Source organism: Vibrio sp. YT-15 (genome assembly GCF_033337445.1).
Classification (GTDB): domain Bacteria; phylum Pseudomonadota; class Gammaproteobacteria; order Enterobacterales; family Vibrionaceae; genus Vibrio; species Vibrio alginolyticus.
Map to the genome: position 1 here is coordinate 1 of NZ_JAWOQR010000198.1, position 1003 is coordinate 1003.

Genomic DNA, 1003 nt, shown 5'->3' on the forward strand with positions numbered 1-1003 from the left:
GTTTCAGAGGCACCGGTATGAGGACCGCACATACTGAGAAACGCGTAAATCACATGTGTCAGTTTATCGGCGGGAATATCTTTCACCGTGTATGGGTTTTCTGCATTCGCGTACTGCCAATCCGCAAAGTAACCCGCTACGACTTTTTGCTCGGCGTGCGCCGCACCAGTTATCCCGATAATCAGTGCAGCAAGAAGTGTCTTTTTCATTGTTTTCTCCAGAGTAGGTGTACAAATTTAAAGCTACTCCTAGAGAATATTTTTAACTTGAAAACGAAATCAGGCTGCGAGTCATTTATAAATCCTCGCAGCCTGATTACATAAGTTGCATATTATTTGTGCTAACTCTCAGATGCCGCGTTGCCGTGCATCTGCTCATCCAAGTTCAATACTGTCAAAGCGTTGCTTACACTGGTAGCAATCACGTCGATTGCACCGGTACGTAACGCACCAAGTAATGCAAGCGGTTTACTGTTTTCAGCAGCGATAGCAATCACTTCTGCGATTGGCCGAAACTCTGCAATTCCAAGGCCAATGACACGGTCACTCATTACGGTGTTGGCAACGTTACCGTGAATATCAAAGAAGTCATAACCCGCAAAGTCTCCTACTACGCCTTGTTTTAGTCGGGATTGAACCACTTCATCTGGTGTAAACCACCCTAGATCGACCATGTAGCTGTTTTCGCTCATATCACCAATACCGACTAAAGCGACATCGGCTTTACGTGCCAAATCGAGCGTTTGTTTGACGGTCGCATTCTGCATGAACGCCATTTTTTGCTCGCGGTTTTCTGCATAAGCCGGCGCGTAAAGCGTTTCGGACGTTCCGCCGTACTTTTTAGCTAACTGACGACAAATGTGGTCAGCATTGTACATACCACCACGCGGGTGAATACCGCCGATACCACACACAAATTTGCAGTCTCGTGGGGTGATCACCCCAATATGATGAGCAACAGAAGAGACGTTACGCCCTTGTCCAACGGTCACCACCATGCCGTT

The 1003-nt window shown here is 47.2% G+C and carries 1 protein-coding gene and 1 pseudogene; both read right to left on the reverse strand.

Features of this window, described 5'->3' with window-relative positions; all coding sequences use genetic code 11:
- Positions 1–209 (reverse strand): annotated as a pseudogene (locus R7D93_RS26290) (chitinase); the annotation flags it as partial.
- A gap of 131 nt (positions 210–340) precedes the next feature.
- On the reverse strand, positions 341–1003 hold a 663-nt coding region (locus tag R7D93_RS26295), incomplete at its 5' end, for a sugar-binding domain-containing protein (protein ID WP_318129680.1).